This is a genomic window from Streptomyces sp. JNUCC 64 (assembly GCF_054484115.1).
The window spans coordinates 2,377,170-2,393,307 of record NZ_CM137015.1; the positions used below are offsets into that span (position 1 = coordinate 2,377,170).

At 70.6% G+C, this 16,138-nt stretch carries 17 protein-coding genes; all 17 read right to left on the bottom strand.

What is annotated here, in order from left to right; all coding sequences use genetic code 11:
* Positions 1 to 308 precede the first annotated feature (308 nt).
* A complete protein-coding gene (locus ACVWNX_RS09355; RefSeq protein WP_454413433.1) occupies positions 309 to 788 on the bottom strand; it encodes a DUF2550 domain-containing protein in 480 nt (159 codons plus the stop codon).
* 128 nt (positions 789 to 916) lie between these two features.
* Positions 917 to 1,291, bottom strand: coding sequence for a F0F1 ATP synthase subunit epsilon (locus ACVWNX_RS09360; protein ID WP_454413434.1), 375 nt, complete (start codon positions 1,289 to 1,291; stop codon positions 917 to 919).
* Between the two features lie 108 nt (positions 1,292 to 1,399).
* Positions 1,400 to 2,842, bottom strand: coding sequence for a F0F1 ATP synthase subunit beta (atpD, locus tag ACVWNX_RS09365; protein ID WP_454413435.1), 1,443 nt, complete (start codon positions 2,840 to 2,842; stop codon positions 1,400 to 1,402).
* Positions 2,842 to 3,759, bottom strand: coding sequence for a F0F1 ATP synthase subunit gamma (locus tag ACVWNX_RS09370; RefSeq protein WP_454413436.1), 918 nt, complete (start codon positions 3,757 to 3,759; stop codon positions 2,842 to 2,844). The genes atpD and ACVWNX_RS09370 overlap by 1 nt, the downstream gene beginning before the upstream one ends.
* Before the next feature lie 20 nt (positions 3,760 to 3,779).
* Positions 3,780 to 5,375 (bottom strand): F0F1 ATP synthase subunit alpha, encoded by a 1,596-nt coding sequence (gene atpA / locus ACVWNX_RS09375; protein ID WP_454413437.1) that lies wholly within the window; start codon positions 5,373 to 5,375, stop codon positions 3,780 to 3,782.
* 115 nt (positions 5,376 to 5,490) lie between these two features.
* Complete coding sequence (locus tag ACVWNX_RS09380; RefSeq protein ID WP_454414686.1) at positions 5,491 to 6,306, bottom strand: F0F1 ATP synthase subunit delta; 816 nt, start codon at positions 6,304 to 6,306, stop codon at positions 5,491 to 5,493.
* A 5-nt stretch (positions 6,307 to 6,311) separates the two neighbouring features.
* Entirely contained in the window at positions 6,312 to 6,857 is a 546-nt protein-coding gene (locus tag ACVWNX_RS09385) for a F0F1 ATP synthase subunit B (RefSeq protein ID WP_454413438.1), read from the bottom strand.
* Between the two features lie 39 nt (positions 6,858 to 6,896).
* The gene (locus ACVWNX_RS09390) at positions 6,897 to 7,136 is read right to left on the bottom strand and encodes an ATP synthase subunit c family protein (protein ID WP_383783703.1); all 240 of its coding nucleotides are present in this window, start codon (positions 7,134 to 7,136) and stop codon (positions 6,897 to 6,899) included.
* A gap of 74 nt (positions 7,137 to 7,210) precedes the next feature.
* Positions 7,211 to 8,032: a F0F1 ATP synthase subunit A gene (gene atpB / locus ACVWNX_RS09395; RefSeq protein WP_454413439.1), complete on the bottom strand. Its 822-nt coding sequence runs from the start codon at positions 8,030 to 8,032 to the stop codon at positions 7,211 to 7,213.
* A gap of 222 nt (positions 8,033 to 8,254) precedes the next feature.
* Positions 8,255 to 8,692, bottom strand: a complete 438-nt coding sequence (locus ACVWNX_RS09400; protein ID WP_454413440.1) for a hypothetical protein — start codon at positions 8,690 to 8,692, stop codon at positions 8,255 to 8,257.
* A gap of 523 nt (positions 8,693 to 9,215) precedes the next feature.
* Positions 9,216 to 10,655, bottom strand: coding sequence for an MraY family glycosyltransferase (locus tag ACVWNX_RS09405; protein ID WP_454413441.1), 1,440 nt, complete (start codon positions 10,653 to 10,655; stop codon positions 9,216 to 9,218).
* A 156-nt stretch (positions 10,656 to 10,811) separates the two neighbouring features.
* Positions 10,812 to 12,179, bottom strand: a complete 1,368-nt coding sequence (locus tag ACVWNX_RS09410) for a serine hydroxymethyltransferase (RefSeq protein ID WP_454413442.1) — start codon at positions 12,177 to 12,179, stop codon at positions 10,812 to 10,814.
* A gap of 90 nt (positions 12,180 to 12,269) precedes the next feature.
* Complete coding sequence (locus ACVWNX_RS09415) at positions 12,270 to 12,923, bottom strand: arsenate reductase/protein-tyrosine-phosphatase family protein (RefSeq protein WP_454413443.1); 654 nt, start codon at positions 12,921 to 12,923, stop codon at positions 12,270 to 12,272.
* On the bottom strand, positions 12,920 to 13,567 hold the full coding sequence (locus ACVWNX_RS09420; protein ID WP_454413444.1) for an L-threonylcarbamoyladenylate synthase: 648 nt from the start codon (positions 13,565 to 13,567) through the stop codon (positions 12,920 to 12,922). Before ACVWNX_RS09420 ends, ACVWNX_RS09415 begins: the two co-directional genes overlap by 4 nt.
* A 50-nt stretch (positions 13,568 to 13,617) precedes the next feature.
* Positions 13,618 to 14,499 (bottom strand): peptide chain release factor N(5)-glutamine methyltransferase, encoded by an 882-nt coding sequence (gene prmC / locus ACVWNX_RS09425; protein WP_454413445.1) that lies wholly within the window; start codon positions 14,497 to 14,499, stop codon positions 13,618 to 13,620.
* A 61-nt stretch (positions 14,500 to 14,560) separates the two neighbouring features.
* Positions 14,561 to 15,637 (bottom strand): peptide chain release factor 1, encoded by a 1,077-nt coding sequence (gene prfA, locus ACVWNX_RS09430; RefSeq protein WP_454413446.1) that lies wholly within the window; start codon positions 15,635 to 15,637, stop codon positions 14,561 to 14,563.
* Positions 15,638 to 15,824: 187 nt separating this feature from the next.
* Positions 15,825 to 16,040: a 50S ribosomal protein L31 gene (rpmE, locus tag ACVWNX_RS09435; RefSeq protein WP_454413447.1), complete on the bottom strand. Its 216-nt coding sequence runs from the start codon at positions 16,038 to 16,040 to the stop codon at positions 15,825 to 15,827.
* Positions 16,041 to 16,138: the final 98 nt, after the last annotated feature.

Consider the following 16,138-nt stretch of genomic DNA (forward strand, 5'->3'; position numbering starts at 1 on the left):
GGCAGGGCTCCGCACCGACCGGCACCACGGGTCCACGAGGTCCCGCCGTCCGGCCCGTGGTACGGGGCAGGGGCAGGGACCGGAGGGCGGAGAAGCACTGACGGGGAAGCTGGCACCGGAGCGGAGAAGCGGAACCGGCGGGGGACGGCGACCGTCAGGTGACAGGACCCGCGGAGGAACCGGACCGGACGCGGAAACGAGTGGTCCCCGTGGGTCGTCCCCGCCACCGCCGCGGCGGAGGGGGACGGCCCACGGGGACCACCCGCGGAAGTGATTCGTGTCAGTCTGACGAATGCCGGGACGAGCCTCTAGGCGACGTTCACCCGCTGTCCGGGCGGCGCGGCCTCCAGCCACGCCAGGAAGCCGGTCAGGGCGTCCTCGCTCATCGCCAGCTCCAGCCGGACGCCCTGGTGGGCGCAGGCCAGGACCACCGCGTCGGAGAGCAGCGCCAGCTCCTCCTCGCCTTCGGGGGCCCGACGGCCGATGACCTCGATCGCGGAACGCTCCAGCACCCGGCGCGGCCGGTGCGCGTACGAGAAGACCCGGAACCACTCGATCCGGTCGCCGCTGTACCGCGCGATGCCGTACCCCCACCCCTTGCCCGAGGTGTCGGCGGCGCCCTCCCCGTCCCCGTCCTCCTCGACGGGAACGGGCGCGTCCCAGCGGAGGGAACAGTCGAAGGTGCCCCCCGACCGCTGGATCAGTCTTCGCCGCAGCCCGAAGGCGAAGAGCCCCACCACAACCAGCACGACCAGCGCGACACCGCCTACGAGAAGAGCGAGGAGCATCGGCATCGACCTCCTCGCCTCATCAGTAACGGAACAGCGGAATGGATCCAGCATCGCCTCAGCCGCGACCCGGGCCGGAGAGTCTCCGGACCGTGCCGCGGCTGAGTCATGTCACACAATGCGCCAGGTCAGCGCACCGCCACCGCACGCAGGCGGACATCGGCGCGTCGCTCGGCGGCGGCGTCCGCGTCACTCTTCGCGCGGTCCAGCGCCCGCTCGGCGCGCTGGACGTCGATCTCGTCCGACAGCTCGGCGATCTCGGCCAGCAGCGACAGCTTGTTGTCGGCGAACGAAACGAACCCGCCGTGGACGGCGGCCACGACGGTGGCGCCCTCCGTGGTCCGGATCGTCACCGGGCCCGACTCCAGCACACCGAGCAGCGGCTGGTGACCGGGCATGACGCCGATGTCGCCGGAGGTGGTGCGCGCGACGACCAGGGTGGCCTCGCCGGACCAGACACTACGGTCCGCGGCGACCAGCTCGACGTGCAGCTCAGCAGCCAAGGGTGCTCCTCGGGTCACCACCCGGCGGACGTGCCGGGTGTTGGGTCAAAAGTGTAGAGGCGTGGGCGAGGGGGCCGGGCGCGGCCCCCTCGCCCCGAGCACGGGGGCTCAGGAGACGCCCAGCTCCTTGGCGTTGTTGCGGAGGTCCTCGAGACCACCGCACATGAAGAACGCCTGCTCCGGGAAGTGGTCGTACTCGCCGTCACAGATCGCGTTGAACGCGGCGATGGACTCGTCCAGCGGCACGTCCGACCCGTCGACGCCGGTGAACTGCTTGGCGGCGTGGGTGTTCTGCGACAGGAAGCGCTCGACGCGACGGGCACGGTGGACGACGAGCTTGTCCTCCTCGCCCAGCTCGTCGATGCCGAGGATCGCGATGATGTCCTGGAGGTCCTTGTACTTCTGAAGGATCGTCTTGACGCGCATGGCGGCGTCGTAGTGGTCCTTCGCGATGTACCGCGGGTCCAGGATGCGGGACGTCGAGTCCAGCGGGTCCACGGCCGGGTAGATGCCCTTCTCCGAGATCGGACGGGAGAGCACCGTCGTCGCGTCGAGGTGGGCGAAGGTGGTGGCCGGGGCCGGGTCGGTCAGGTCGTCCGCGGGGACGTAGATCGCCTGCATCGAGGTGATCGAGTGACCACGGGTCGAGGTGATGCGCTCCTGGAGGAGACCCATCTCGTCGGCCAGGTTCGGCTGGTAACCCACCGCGGAGGGCATCCGGCCGAGCAGGGTCGACACCTCGGAACCGGCCTGGGTGAAGCGGAAGATGTTGTCGATGAAGAACAGCACGTCCTGCTTCTGCACATCGCGGAAGTACTCCGCCATGGTCAGACCGGCGAGGGCCACGCGCAGACGGGTGCCCGGGGGCTCGTCCATCTGACCGAAGACCAGCGCCGTCTTGTCGAGGACGCCGGACTCCTCCATCTCGTCGATGAGGTCGTTGCCCTCACGGGTGCGCTCGCCGACGCCCGCGAAGACGGAGACGCCCTCGTGGAGGTTGGCGACACGCATGATCATTTCCTGGATCAGCACGGTCTTGCCGACACCGGCACCACCGAACAGACCGATCTTTCCACCCTTGACGTACGGGGTGAGGAGGTCGACGACCTTCAGACCGGTCTCGAACATCTCGGTCTTCGACTCGAGCTGGTCGAAGGCCGGGGCCTGGCGGTGGATCGCCCAGCGCTCGCCGACGTTGGCGTTCTCCTCGGGGTGGTTCAGCACCTCGCCGAGGGTGTTGAACACCTTGCCCTTGGTGAAGTCGCCGACCGGCACCGTGATGCCCTTGCCGGTGTCCGTCACCGGGGCCTGGCGGACCAGGCCGTCGGTGGGCTGCATCGAGATCGAGCGGACGATGCCGTCGCCGAGGTGCTGGGCGACCTCGAGCGTCAGCGTCTTCTTCTCGCCCTCGTTGGCCGGGTCGGCGACCTCGACGTGAAGGGCGTTGTAGATCTCGGGCATGGCGTCGACGGGGAACTCCACGTCGACGACCGGGCCGATGACCCGGGCGACGCGGCCCGTGGCAACGGCCGTCTCAACTGTCGTCGTCATTACCTGTCACTCCCCGCGTTCGCGTCGGCAAGGGCAGCGGTGCCGCCGACGATCTCGCTGATTTCCTGGGTGATTTCGGCCTGGCGGGCCGCGTTGGCAAGTCGGGAGAGCGTGTTGATCAGCTCACCCGCGTTGTCGGTGGCCGACTTCATCGCACGCCGGGTGGCGGCGTGCTTGGAAGCGGCCGACTGGAGCAGCGCGTTGTAGATCCGGCTCTCGACGTACCGCGGCAGCAGGGCGTCGAGGACGTCCTCCGCCGAGGGTTCGAAGTCGTACAGCGGCAGGATCTGGCCCTTGGTGGTCGCCTCCTCGGCGACCTCCTCCAGGCTCAGCGGCAGCAGCCTGTCGTCGATCGCGCTCTGCGTCATCATCGACACGAACTCCGTGTAGACGACGTGCAGCTCGTCGACCCCGCCCTCGGCCGTGTCCCGCTCGATCGCGCTGATGAGCGGTCCGGCGACCTTCTTGGCGTCCGCGTACGTGGGCTCGTCGGTGAAGCCGGTCCACTGCTCCGCGACCTTGCGCTCACGGAAGTTGTAGTGGGCGACACCACGGCGGCCGACGATGTACGTGACGACCTCCTTGCCCTCCGCCTCGAGGCGCGCGGTCAACTGCTCCGCGGCCTTGATCGCGTTGGAGTTGAAGGCGCCGGCCAGACCGCGGTCGCTCGTGAGGAGCAGCACCGCGGCACGGGTCGCCGTCTCCGCCTCCGTGGTCAACGGGTGCTTGGTGTTCGAACCCGTTCCCACCGCCGTGACCGCGCGCGTCAGCTCGGTCGCGTACGGCGCGGAGGCCGCCACCTTGCGCTGCGCCTTGACGACACGCGAGGCGGCGATCATCTCCATCGCCTTGGTGATCTTCTTGGTCGCGGTGACGGATCGGATGCGACGCTTGTAGACCCGGAGCTGGGCTCCCATGAGTCAGGTCCCTTCCTACGTCACTTGGAGACGTTGACGGCAGGCGCGTCCTCGCCGAGCAGCTTGCCGTCCGAGGTCTCGAACTGCTTCTTGAACGCCGCGACCGCGTCGGAGATGGCGGTGATGGTGTCGTCCGACATCTTCCCGCCCTCCTTGATGGAGGTCATCAGACCCTGCTCGTCGCGGTGCAGGTAGTCGAGGAGCTCGGTCTCGAAGCGACGGATGTCGGCGACCGGGACCTCGTCCATGCGACCGGTGGTACCGGCCCACACGGAGACGACCTGGTCCTCGGTGGCCATCGGCTGGTACTGCGCCTGCTTCAGCAGCTCGACCAGACGCTGACCGCGCTCCAGCTGCGCCTTCGACGCGGCGTCCAGGTCGGAACCGAAGGCGGCGAACGCCTCCAGCTCACGGAACTGGGCCAGGTCGACGCGGAGCCGGCCGGACACCTGGCGCATCGCCTTGTGCTGGGCGGAGCCACCGACGCGGGAGACCGAGATGCCGACGTTCAGGGCCGGGCGCTGACCGGCGTTGAACAGGTCGGACTCCAGGAAGCACTGGCCGTCGGTGATGGAGATGACGTTGGTCGGGATGAACGCCGAGACGTCGTTGGCCTTGGTCTCCACGATCGGGAGGCCCGTCATCGAGCCCTTGCCCATCTCGTCGGAGAGCTTGGCGCAGCGCTCCAGCAGACGGGAGTGCAGGTAGAAGACGTCACCGGGGTACGCCTCACGGCCCGGCGGACGACGCAGCAGCAGGGACACGGCGCGGTAGGCGTCGGCCTGCTTCGAGAGGTCGTCGAAGATGATGAGGACGTGCTTGCCCTCGTACATCCACTGCTGGCCGATGGCCGAACCGGTGTAGGGGGCCAGGTACTTGAAGCCCGCCGGGTCGGACGCCGGGGCGGCGACGATGGTGGTGTACTCCAGCGCGTTGGCCTCGTCCAGGGCGCGTCGCACGGACGCGATGGTGGAGCCCTTCTGGCCGATGGCGACGTAGATGCAGCGGACCTGCTTGTTCACGTCACCGGAGCGCCAGTTGTCGCGCTGGTTGATGATGGTGTCGACGGCCAGGGCGGTCTTGCCGGTCTGGCGGTCACCGATGATCAGCTGACGCTGGCCGCGGCCGATCGGGGTCATCGCGTCGACGGCCTTGTAGCCCGTCTCCATCGGCTCGTGCACGGACTTGCGCTGCATGACCGTGGGGGCCTGCAGCTCAAGGGCGCGACGACCGCTGGTCTCGATGTCGCCGAGGCCGTCGATCGGGTTGCCGAGCGGGTCGACGACGCGGCCGAGGTAGCCCTCGCCCACCGCGACGGAGAGCACCTCACCGGTGCGCTGCACCGGCTGGCCCTCCTCGATGCCGCTGAACTCGCCGAGGACGATGGCACCGATCTCGCGCTCTTCGAGGTTGAGCGCGAGGCCGAGGGTGCCGTCCTCGAACTTCAGCAGTTCGTTGGCCATGGCCGAGGGAAGTCCCTCGACCTTCGCGATGCCGTCGCCGGCAAGGGTGACCGTACCGACCTCCTCGCGCGAGGCCGCGTCCGGCTGGTACGACTGGACAAAGTTCTCCAGCGCGTCCCGGATCTCCTCCGGCCGGATCGTGAGCTCCGCCATCTGGGTTCCCTGCTCTCCTTGTTGGGCCCGAAGTTCTTTGGGGGTCTGGGGGCGACCCCCAGGAATCCTTCTGCACGGCCCAACCAGGGCCGTCGGACGTACGTTGTTCTGTTGCTCAGCCGGCCACGCGGCGGCCGGCCTCGTCGATGCGGTCGGCGATGGCGCCGTTGATGACCTCGTCACCGACCTGCACCCGGATTCCGCCGAGGACCGCGGGGTCCACGTCCAGGTTCAGGTGCATCTCGCGGCCGTACAGCTTCGCCAGGGACGCACCCAGACGCTGCTTCTGCTGATCGCTCAGCGGGACGGCCGAGGTGACGATCGCGACCATGCGGCCACGACGGTCCGCGGCGAGCTTGGACAGGGACTCGAGTCCCGCTTCCAGGCTACGTCCCCGGGGCCGGGTCACCAGTCGCGTGATCAGTCGCGTGGTCTGCGCCCGGGCACGGCCGCCGAGCAGGGTGCTCAGCAGCTGTTCCTTGGCGGCCGCCGTGGCGGACCGGTCGGTGAGGGCGGAGCGCAGCCCGGTGTCCGAGGAGGTGATCCGGCCGAACCGGAACAGCTCGTCCTCCACGTCGTCGAGCGTGCCCGCCCGCTGCGCGGCCGTGAGGTCGGCGGTGTCCGCCAGTTCCTCCAGGCCGTCCACCAGGTCGCGCGAACGCGACCAGCGGGACCGCACCATGCCGGAGACCAGGTCGACCGTCTCGCCGCTGACCTGACCGTCCAGGAGGCGGCCGACCAGGCCCGCCTTGGCGTCCCCGGACTGCGCCGGGTCGGTGATGACCCGGCGCAGGGACACCTCGCGGTCGAGCAGCGCGGTGACCGAGGCCAGGTCGTCAGCGAGCCGCGTCGCGTCGACGGACGTGTTGTCCGTCAGCGCGTCGAGACGCTCACGTGCCGTGGCCAGAGCCTCACGGCTGGCTCCGTGCAGCGCACTCACCGGGCGGCCTCGGCCTTCACGTCGAGCTCGTCGAGGAACCGGTCGATGGTGCGGCTCTGCCGGGCGTGGTCCTCAAGGGACTCCCCGACGAGCTTGCCGGCCAGTTCGGTGGCAAGCTGACCGACGTCCCGGCGCAGCGCCTGCGCGGCGGCCTTGCGGTCGGCCTCGATCTGCGCGTGACCGGCGGCGACGATCTCCTCGCGCTGCCGCTGGCCTTCCGCGCGCATCTCGGCGATGAGCGTGGCACCCTGCTCCTGCGCGTCCTGACGCAGTCGCGCGGCCTCGTGCCGGGCTTCGGCGAGCTGGGCCTTGTACTGCTCCAGCACGCTCTGGGCCTCGGTCTTGGCGGCCTCGGCCTTCTCCATGCCGCCCTCGATGGCCTCACGGCGCTCTTCCAGAACCTTGTTGATGTTCGGGAGGAGCTTCTTGGCGAGGATGCCGAAGACGATGACGAAGGCGATCAGGCCGATGACGAGCTCAGGGATCGGCGGAACGAGGGGGTTCTGCTCCTCGGTGGCCGCCAGAATGAGCAGCTGGCTCATATCAGTGCCTTTCGTCTAGTGGGCTGACTGTCGGCTGGATCAGGAGCCGTAGACGAACGGCATAACCAGACCGATGAGGGCGAGCGCCTCACAGAAGGCGAAGCCCAGGATCTGGTTGGCGCGGATCAGACCGGCGGCCTCGGGCTGGCGGGCGAGGGCCTGCGTACCGTTGCCGAAGATGATGCCGACGCCGACGCCGGGGCCGATGGCCGCGAGGCCGTAGCCGATGGAGCCGAGAGCCTTGAGGTCACCGGAGACAGCGGCGAGAGTCTGGGACATGCCAGTTCTTCCTTTTCTTTACGGACCGGTGGGGGTTGGCCACCGGACGGGTTCTGAGCCGGGAGCGTGGGCGCTCAGTGGTGCTCGGCGAGCGCGCCCTGGATGAAGCTGCAGGACAGGAGCACGAAGACGTACGCCTGCAGGGCCTGGACGAAGAGCTCGAAGGCCAGCATGACCAGGGTCATGATGAACGAGACGCCCGCGTAGGCGATGCCGATGCCGTTGAGCAGGTACCAGGACGCGATGGTGAAGAGCACCAGCAGGGTGTGGCCCGCGAACATGTTCGCGAAGAGTCGCACGGCGTGCGTGAAGGGCCGGACGAGCAGGTTCGAGAACAGCTCGATCGTCATGGCCAGCGGAAGCACCGCGCCGAGCGACTTGTCGTAGCCACTGAAGTTCTTGAAGGCGCCCACGAACCCGTGGCGCTTAAAGGTGAGCGAGACCCAGACGACGTAGACGATCAGGGCCAGGACCACCGGGTAAGCGATGATCGAGGTCACCGGGAACTGTGCCAGCGGGACGATCGCCCAGAGGTTCATGATCCAGATGAAGAAGAACAGCGAGACCATCAGCGGGACGTACTTCTCGCCCTCGCGCTTGCCGATCGTCTCGTACACGATGCCGCGACGGACGAAGTCGTAGCCGGTCTCGGCGATCATCTGGAGCTTGCCGGGGACGACCTTCGGCTTGGCGAAGGCGGCCCAGAAGAAACCGACGATGATGATCGATCCGAGGATCGCGAGCAGCATCGGCTTGTTGAAGTACAGGTTGCTGTCCGCGTCGCCCCAGATGGGCTTGAACAGGAACGAGTGCAGGCCGGGAGCCGGAAAACCACAACCGTCGAAGATGTGGCAGTCGGTCTCGAAGGCGAGCACCTGCGTCGGATCAGCACTCACCGCGGGCTCCTTCGTGGCGCATAGGTACGGCAACCTCGTTGTGTCGGCGCGGCGCGCAGCCGCAATACGGCACTGGACTGGTGTTACGGGTGTGGGGGCGGCGGTCGGGCATCAAGCCTCGCGCTAGAGCAGGCGTCAGCTTGGATGCCCGCGCCCGCGATGCCGCAGTTGGCACCGGACGATAGCAGTAAGTCCGTCCCGCCCTTATACCGGCCCTACCCCTCACGACGGGGAACCGGTCTTCGCGGGCTTCTCAGCCTTTGAATCCTCGGGTTCCACGTAGAGAATCTTGGCCTTCATATGGGCGCGGGCCTGCGCCCCGATCCACGCGAGCGTGGTGGCGACGAGCGTGGCCGCGAACGTCTTCGGGTTGAAGAGGTCGGTGTCCTTGAACGTGGCCATGAACACGAAGAGCAACAGGATCTGCGTCGTGTAGAGCATCAGACCCATGCCCTGGAACAGCTGCGGGAGGGACCTCGCGATGCGCAGGAGCACCACGAGCCCGATACCCATGAAGAGGATCACGACGACGGTCGCCACCGCCGCTCCGATCGCTCCCTTGCCCCCGGCGACCGCGGCGCTGACGCCTGCGGCGATGGCACCCACGGCAGCGGTGGGTACGGCGGCATGGAGGACGGTGCGTGCGTCTTGGGACGGCATGGCGGCAACTCCGCTTACTGGATGGGGGCAGGTGTCGTCATGGACGAGCGTAAACCCGGAAATCGAGACAGAAACTCGACTCCGACAGGCCGTCGCACTACGGCCCCTTGGTGTTGTCCCGGGTTCTCGTGAACGGTATCACAAACTATTTGATGAGGTCTTTACCTGTGAAGTGTGCCAGGTGTCGCACATGAGAGTGAACCGGCTCGTTTGTGCGGCACCGAGGTCGGTCTGTCTGGTAATAGGGCGCTTCGCCTGGCGGGACTTGGTCTCCCCTTAGCCAGATCCTTACCTTCGCCGTCAACGCAAAGTGATCGGTGCACACCACTCGGGGACCGCCCCGGGGCGCCCTCACGCCTCGACGGACCACACAGGGTGGCCCGTCCCGCACGGTGCGCACACGGGGGAACGGGGCCGCCGGAACGCCCGCGAGCGGGACGGAGGTCACCCCACGGCCATCTGATCGACGCTTTCCGGCCACCTAACCGCCGTATGGCGGAAGGAAGTTGGACCGGTGGAGAGGTCAGGTGCGCTCGCGGGCGCGGGTGCGGGCAGGGGCCGCCGGGGTCTGTGTCCGCTCGGAGAGGGCGGTGCTGCCGTGCGGCTTCGCCCCCGCCCGGCCACGGGTGACGGAAGGCGCGGCGGACGCCGTCCCGGACCCCGTCGAGGGCTCCGTCGCCCCGGGCCCGGAAGCGGCCGTCTCCGCCGTTCCCGGGGTCTCGGAGGACGGTTCGGCGACGGGTCCGGTGGCCGGTTCCACGCTCTCGCCGGTGGCCGGTACCACCTTCCGTCGGCGGTACCGGGGCGGGACGAAGCTCTCCGCCCAGCGGGGCGCCCGGGGGGTGAACCGGGGCAGCAGGAGCAGCACCAGACCGACCGCGCTGAGTACCGCGACCGCCAGCACGATCCACATGGACGCGGCGTTCACCGAGTACCCGAGCGTCCCGAACGAGATCAGGGCCGTCCAGAAGTACATGATCAGCACCGAGCGGCTGTGCGAGTGGCCGATGTCGAGGAGCCGGTGGTGCAGATGGCCCCGGTCGGCGGCGAACGGCGACTGGCCGCGCCAGGTGCGCCGGACGATCGCCAGGACCAGGTCGGCGGCGGGGATCGCGATGATCGTCAGCGGCAGCAGCAGCGGGATGTAGACGGGGACGGTGGCGTGCACCGCCTCGCGGACCTGGCCGAAGCCGCCGTCCTCGGTGGTGAGGGCGTCCGGGTCCACCTGGCCGGTGATGGAGATGGCGCCCGCCGCCAGGACCAGCCCGATCAGCATCGATCCCGAGTCGCCCATGAAGATCCGCGCGGGGTGCATGTTGTGCGGCAGGAAGCCGAGGCACATGCCCACCAGCAGCACCGCGAACAGCGTCGCCGGGGCGGCGGCCTGCACCCCGTAGCCGAACCAGAGGCGGTAGGCGTAGAGGAAGAACGCGAGGGCCGCGATGCACACCATGCCCGCGGCGAGACCGTCGAGACCGTCGACGAAGTTGACCGCGTTGATGGTGATGACGACCAGCGCCACCGTCAGCAGCGTGGACTGCCACTGGGTGAGCGCGACCATCCCGACGCCGGGGATCGGCAGCCACAGGATCGCCAGGCCCTGCATCACCATGACGCCCGCGGCGATCATCTGGGCGCCCAGCTTGATCAGCGCGTCCAGCTCGTACTTGTCGTCCAGCACCCCGACGATCCAGATCAGGGCCGCCCCGGAGAGCAGGGCGCGGGGTTCGTTGGACTCGGTGAAGACCTCGCTGAGGTTGGTGAGGTTGTCCGCGACGAGCAGGCCCGCGCAGAGCCCGAAGAACATCGCGATCCCGCCGAGCCGGGGCGTGGGCTCCCGGTGCACGTCACGGGCGCGGATCTCCGGCATCGCCCCGGCCACGATGGCGAACTTCCGCACCGGGCCGGTGAGCAGGTAGGTGACCGCGGCCGTGATACAGAGCGTCAGCAGGTATTCACGCACAGGCTTCCCCACAAGTGTCTTCGGCCAGCTCAGCCCCACAGCCTAGCTCCGGGCGCGGGCGGGTGGGACGGCCGGATAGCGAGCATCGTCGCACGGTCGGCGGGCGGCTCCCACCGCCGCCGTCCGGTCCCGGCCCGCGCGGACCCCGTCCCGCCCTCACCGGTCCCCGGGTGGCGGGAAGCCGTGGACCAGGGTGCGGACCCCGTCGCGGACGGACGTCCCGACGATCTTGCCGCGCAGCGCCGCGGCACACAGTACCGCGATCCTCGCCATCTCCGGCGCGCCCATGCCCTGGGTGGTGACCGCGGCGGTGCCCAGCCGCAGCGCGCGGCGGTCGGTGCCGGGCAGGGCGCAGGTGTCGAGGGTGACGCCGGCGGCGGCCAGCAGTCCCCGGGCGGTGCGGGCGTCGGGGCCGAGCGGGAGCGGGTCGGCGACGATCAGATGGGTGTCGGTGCCTCCGGTGGCGATCCGCAGTCCCTCCGCGTCCAGGGCGGCGGCCAGCACCCGGGCGTTGTCGACGACCCGGTGCGCGTACGCGGTGAAGGCGGGGGTCTGGGCCTCGCCGAACGCGACGGCCTTCGCCACGACCGCGTTCATCTGGGCGCCGCCCTGGGTGAACGGGAACACCGCCCGGTCGATCCGTTCCGCGAGGTCCGCCCCGCACAGCAGCAGCCCGCCCCGGGGGCCGCGCAGCACCTTGTGGGTGGTCGCGCAGACCACGTCCGCGTACGGGACGGGGTTCGGGGCCGCTCCCCCGGCGATCAGCCCGGTCGGATGGGCGGCGTCCACGATCAGGAAGGCGCCGACCTCGTCGGCGACGGCGCGGAACGCCGCGTGGTCCGGGTGGCGGGAGGCGGCGGTGGAGCCGCAGACGATCGCCCTCGGCCGGGTCCGGCGGGCCAGGGCGAGCAGGGCGTCCGGGTCGGTGCGGCCGGTGGCGGGGTCCACCCCGTAGGGGACGAAGTCGAACCAGCGGCCGGAGAAGTTCGCGGGCGAGCCGTGGGTGAGGTGTCCGCCGTCGTGCGGGCCGAGCGCCAGGACGGTGTCCCCGGGGCGCAGCAGCGCGGCGTAGGCGGCCAGTACGGCGGCGGAGCCCGAGTCCGGCTGGACCTGCGCGTGGTCGGCGCCGAAGAGCGCCCGGGCCCGTTGTGCCGCGAGCCGTTCGGCGGCGTCGGCGATCTCGCAGCCGCCGTGGAAGCGGCGGCCCGGATGGCCCTCGGCGTACTTGTCGGCGAGGGCGGAGCCCAGGGCGGCGAGGACGGCGGGCGAGCTGAAGTTCTCGGCGGCGGTGAGCTGGAGGCCGTCGCGCCGCCGGGCCCGCTCGGCCGCGAGGATTCCGGCCACCTCCGGGTCCTCGCGGAAGAGGTCCGCGCGGAAGGGGTCCCCGGGCGTGGAGCCCCCGGGCGTGGAGCCCCCGGGTGAGGGGCTCCCGGGTGAGGGTTCCGCGCGCGGGGGGTCGTCGGAGGGGGCGGCCCGGCCGGTCCGACCGGTCCGGCCGCCGGGATCGTGCCGCACGACCGTCATGACGGCCTCCGTCGGACGGCCTCCGCCGGGCGCGGGGGGCGCGTCCGGTTCCACTGTATGCCGCCGCCGGACGCCCGGCCCGGCGGCCGGTCAGCGGCGGGCGTTGACGCCGGTCAGCGCGGTGACGACGGGGTCCAGGGCCTCGTGGATCTCGTCCCCGATGGAGCGGAAGAACGGCAGCGGCGCCCCGTACGGGTCGAACACCTCGTCGGCGTCGGCGGACGGGGCGAGCAGCCAGCCGCGCAGCGCGGCGGCGGCCCGCACCAGGGCGCGGGCGCGCTGGACGACGCCCTCGTCGCGCGGGTCGGGCAGGGTCGCCGGGTCGATGGCCCGCACCAGCCGGGTGAACTCCTTCAGGGTGAAGGTGCGCAGTCCCGCCGAGTGCCCCATGGAGATGACCTGGGCCCGGTGGTCGCGGGTGGCGGTGAGCACCAGGTCCGCGCGGATGACGTGGTCGTCGAGGAGTTCCCGGCCGGTGAAGCCGCTGGGGTCGGCGCCGAAGTCCGCGAGGACGGTCTCGGCGTTGGACTCCATGGGCGCGCCCTCGTGGCCCCAGGTGCCGGCGCTCTCCACCACGACGCCGCCGCCGAGCGGGTCGCCCAGCCGCCCCGCGAGGGCGTGCCGGGTCAGCCGCTCGGTCATGGGCGAGCGGCAGACGTTGCCGGTGCTGACGTGGAGTATGCGGAACGTGTCCCCCGTACCGACGGCCCGCGTGCCTATGCCACGCCCCTCAGGGGCCGTCAATTGGCCACCTCGAGGCCGGGTACGACCTTCCGCAGCTCGTCCGCGTCGAGGGCGCCGGCGCGCAGCAGGACGGGCACCTCCCCGGTGACGTCCACGATGGAGGACGGCACGATGCCGGGGGTGGGGCCGCCGTCGAGGTAGACGGAGACGGCGTCGCCGAGCATCCGCTGGGCGGCGTCGCAGTCCTCGGGGGCGGGGTGGCCGGTGAGGTTCGCGGAGGAGACGGCCATCGGGCCGACGTCGGTCAGCAGTTCGATGGCGACGGGGTGCAGCGGCATCCGCACGGCGACGGTGCCCCGGGTGTCGCCGAGGTCCCAGGCCAGGGTGGGCTGGTGCTTGGCGACCAGGGTGAGGGCGCCGGGCCAGAAGGCGTCCACGAGTTCCCAGGCCATCTCGGAGAAGTCGGTGACGATCCCGTGCAGGGTGTTCGGGGAGCCGATGAGGACGGGGGTGGGCATGTTGCGCCCGCGGCCCTTGGCGTCCAGCAGCTCCGCGACGGCGTCGGCGCTGAAGGCGTCGGCGCCGATGCCGTACACCGTGTCGGTCGGCAGCACGACCAGCTCGCCCCGGCGGACGGCGGACCCGGCCTCGCGCAGACCGGTGATGCGGTCGGTCGCGTCGTTGGTGTCGTATCGCCGTGCCATCTAGCGGGCCTCCTCGTGCGCGTGCGGAATGTGGTTCGGGGGCCGGGACGTCACGGGCGTGCCTTGCGCGCGGTCGCGAATCGGGGCCGGTTGTTGAGGTCGGGGTGGTCGGCGGCGTCGGCCCAGCCCGACTCCTCGCTGAAGATCCAGGGGACCTGGCCGCCCTGGGTGTCGGCGTGCTCCACGACGACGATGCCGCCGGGGCGCAGCAGCCGGTGCGCGGTGCGCTCCAGGCCGCGGATGGTGTCGAGGCCGTCGTCGCCGGAGAACAGCGCCATCTGCGGGTCGTACTCGCGGGCCTCCAGCGCCACGTGCTCCCACTCGGTGAGGGGGATGTACGGGGGGTTGGAGATGACGAGGTCGACCTGTCCGTTCAGTTCGGGCAGGGCGGTCAGGGCGTCGCCCTGGTGGACGTGGACCCGGGAGCCCTCGGCGTTCCTGAGGGTGTAGGCCAGGGCGTCCTCGGACAGCTCCACGGCGTGCACCCGGGAGCGGGGCACCTCCTGGGCCATGGCGAGGGCGATGGCGCCGGAGCCGGAGCACAGGTCGACGATGAGCGGCTCGACGACGTCCATGGCGCGCACCGCGTCTATGGCCCAGCCGACCACCGACTCGGTCTCCGGCCGGGGCACGAACACCCCGGGGCCGACCTCCAGCTCCAGGTACCGGAAGTAGGCCAGGCCGGTGATGTGCTGGAGGGGTTCGCGGGCGACCCGGCGGTTGATGGCCTCCCAGTAGCGGGCGTCCACGTCGGAGTCGGCGACGGTGTGCAGCTCGCCCCGCTTCACTCCGTGGACGAAGGCGGCCAGTTCCTCGGCGTCGTTGCGCGGCGAGGGGACGCCCGCGTCGGCCAGCCGCTGGGTGGCCTGGGCCACTTCAGCGAGCAGCAGACTGCGGGGGCCTGGGGGGCGACCCCCAATGGGTGGCTGCACGCGAGGTCCTCCGGGGCTGGGCTGGGTGTCGGGCGCGGTGGGCTGGTCGGCGCCCGGGGGGTCAGGCGGCGGCGAGCTTGGCGGCGGAGTCCGCGTCGACGCACGCCTGGATGAGCGTGTCGAGGTCCCCGTCGAGCACCTGGTCCAAGTTGTACGCCTTGAAACCGACGCGGTGGTCGGAAATGCGGTTCTCGGGGAAGTTGTACGTGCGGATCTTCTCCGAGCGGTCGACGGTGCGCACCTGGCTGCGGCGGACGTCGGCGGCCTCCCGCTCGGCCTCCTCCTGGGCGGCGGCGAGCAGCCGGGAGCGCAGGATGCGCAGGGCCTGCTCCTTGTTCTGGAGCTGGCTCTTCTCGTTCTGGCAGGAGGCGACGACACCGGTCGGCAGATGGGTAATGCGGACGGCCGAGTCGGTGGTGTTGACGGACTGGCCGCCGGGGCCGGAGGAGCGGTAGACGTCGATCCGTAGGTCGTTGGGGTTGATCTCGACGTCGACCTCCTCGGCCTCCGGGGTGACGAGCACACCGGCGGCGGAGGTGTGGATGCGGCCCTGCGACTCGGTCGCGGGCACCCGCTGCACCCGGTGGACGCCGCCCTCGTACTTCAGCCGGGCCCAGACGCCCTGGCCGGGCTCGGTGGCGCCCTGGCCGCCCTTGGTCTTGACGGCGACCTGGACGTCCTTGTAGCCGCCCAGCTCGGACTCGGTGGCGTCGATGATCTCGGTCTTCCAGCCGACCCGCTCGGCGTAGCGCAGGTACATGCGCAGCAGGTCCCCGGCGAACAGCGCGGACTCGTCGCCCCCGGCGCCCGCCTTGATCTCCAGGATGACGTCCTTGTCGTCGCTGGGGTCGCGGGGCACCAGCAGCAGCCGGAGCTTCTCGGTGAGGGCCTCGCGCTCCCGCTCCAGGTCCTTGACCTCGGCGGCGAAGTCGGGGTCGTCGGCGGCGAACTCGCGGGCGGTGGCGATGTCGTCGCCGAGCCGGAGCCAGGAGCGGTACGCGGTGACGATCGGGGTCAGCTCGGCGTAGCGCTTGTTGAGCTTGCGCGCGTTGGCCTGGTTGGCGTGCACCCCGGGATCGGCGAGCTGATGCTCCAGGTGGGTGTGCTCGTCGACGAGCTCCGCGACGGCCTCGAACATCTCCGGGCTCCTGATCTGCTGCTGCGGGGTGCGGCCGGGGCGGGCCACGGGGGCGGGTGCGGGCGGGCCCGGGGGGCCGGGCGGGTCCGCTCCGGGGCCGGGGGCCGGGCGGCGGTCGGGCCGCGCCAGGAAAAAACGCCGGTCCCGGCCCGCCCGGGGGCGGCCGTGGACCGGCGCAGGGGGCTCGCTACTTCTTGGCGGCCTTGCCGAAGCGGGCCTCGAAGCGGGCCACGCGGCCACCGGTGTCGAGGATCTTCTGCTTGCCCGTGTAGAACGGGTGGCACTCGGAGCAGACCTCGGCGCGGACGGAACCGGCCTGGATCGTGCTGCGGGTGGTGAACGACGCGCCGCAGGTGCAGCTGACCTGGGTCTCGACGTACTCGGGGTGGATGTCGCGCTTCAAGGTGTCTCCTAGGTTCGGGAGGGCTCCGGGTCGCCAGCGCCTGCTGCGCGGGGCGTGAACCGGGGCCGACGTACCAGTCTGCCAGGACTGGCCGCATC

What these genes read in the sequence shown, in the direction of transcription:
- ACVWNX_RS09400 (WP_454413440.1), bottom strand. Translation starts at nt 8,692, where the DNA reads ATGCCGTCCCAAGACGCACGCACCGTCCTCCATGCCGCCGTACCCACC.
- atpA (WP_454413437.1), bottom strand. Translation starts at nt 5,375, where the DNA reads ATGGCGGAGCTCACGATCCGGCCGGAGGAGATCCGGGACGCGCTGGAG.
- ACVWNX_RS09385 (WP_454413438.1), bottom strand. Translation starts at nt 6,857, where the DNA reads ATGAGCCAGCTGCTCATTCTGGCGGCCACCGAGGAGCAGAACCCCCTC.
- ACVWNX_RS09410 (WP_454413442.1), bottom strand. Translation starts at nt 12,179, where the DNA reads ATGACGGTCGTGCGGCACGATCCCGGCGGCCGGACCGGTCGGACCGGC.
- ACVWNX_RS09420 (WP_454413444.1), bottom strand. Translation starts at nt 13,567, where the DNA reads ATGGCACGGCGATACGACACCAACGACGCGACCGACCGCATCACCGGT.
- prfA (WP_454413446.1), bottom strand. Translation starts at nt 15,637, where the DNA reads ATGTTCGAGGCCGTCGCGGAGCTCGTCGACGAGCACACCCACCTGGAG.
- atpD (WP_454413435.1), bottom strand. Translation starts at nt 2,842, where the DNA reads ATGACGACGACAGTTGAGACGGCCGTTGCCACGGGCCGCGTCGCCCGG.
- ACVWNX_RS09390 (WP_383783703.1), bottom strand. Translation starts at nt 7,136, where the DNA reads ATGTCCCAGACTCTCGCCGCTGTCTCCGGTGACCTCAAGGCTCTCGGC.
- ACVWNX_RS09370 (WP_454413436.1), bottom strand. Translation starts at nt 3,759, where the DNA reads ATGGGAGCCCAGCTCCGGGTCTACAAGCGTCGCATCCGATCCGTCACC.
- ACVWNX_RS09355 (WP_454413433.1), bottom strand. Translation starts at nt 788, where the DNA reads ATGCTCCTCGCTCTTCTCGTAGGCGGTGTCGCGCTGGTCGTGCTGGTT.